Genomic DNA, 820 nt, shown 5'->3' on the forward strand with positions numbered 1-820 from the left:
CGCCATTGCCGATCGAGACAGGCGCGACCAGCGAGGAGTTGGAGCCGATGAAGGCGCCCTCGCCGATATCGGTGAAGAATTTCGAATAGCCGTCATAGTTGCAGGTGATGGTGCCGGCGCCGATGTTGGCCCCGGCGCCGATCCGCGCATCGCCAATATAGGTCAGGTGGTTGACCTTGGCGCCCTCCTCGATCGTCGCCTGCTTGACTTCGCAGAAATTGCCCACCTTGGCCTTCTGCTTGAGGTCGGCACCCGGCCGCAGCCGCGCGAACGGACCGACATCGCAATTGGCGGCGATCGTTGCCCCCTCTATGTGGCTGAAGGCGTGGATCCTGGCGCCCGTGGCGATCCTGACGCCCGGGCCGAACCAGACATTGGGCTCGACCACTGCGTCGGCGCCGATTTCGGTGTCGTGCGAGAAATATACGGTTTCGGGCGCGATCAGCGTCACGCCGGACAGCATCGCCTCGCGCCGCCGGCGCGCCTGCCAGATGCCTTCCGCCTCGGCGAGTTCGGCCCGGTTGTTGATGCCGAGCGCGCTCTCGAAACTGGCTTCCGTCGCCACGACGTCCAGGCCTCGGGCGCCGGCGATCTCGACGATGTCGGTGAGATAGAACTCGCCCTTGGCGTTGCTGTTGCCGACCTTGTCGAGCAGTTCGAGCGCGTGCTTGCCCGCCACCGCCATCATGCCGGCATTGCAGAAGCCGATCTTCTTCTCCTCCGCCGAGCAATCCTTCTCCTCGCGGATGGCGACGAGCCGGCCGCCCTTCTCGATCAGGCGGCCATAGCCGGTCGGGTTGGGCGGACGGAACCCGACGAC

General features: G+C 65.6%; 1 pseudogene. It reads right to left on the minus strand.

Features of this window, described 5'->3' with window-relative positions:
- Window positions 1–820: pseudogene (glmU, locus tag EOA33_RS37275) on the minus strand (bifunctional UDP-N-acetylglucosamine diphosphorylase/glucosamine-1-phosphate N-acetyltransferase GlmU); the annotation flags it as partial.

Origin of the sequence: Mesorhizobium sp. M4A.F.Ca.ET.050.02.1.1 (genome assembly GCF_003997725.1) — a bacterium.
In the GTDB taxonomy this organism is placed as follows: domain Bacteria; phylum Pseudomonadota; class Alphaproteobacteria; order Rhizobiales; family Rhizobiaceae; genus Mesorhizobium.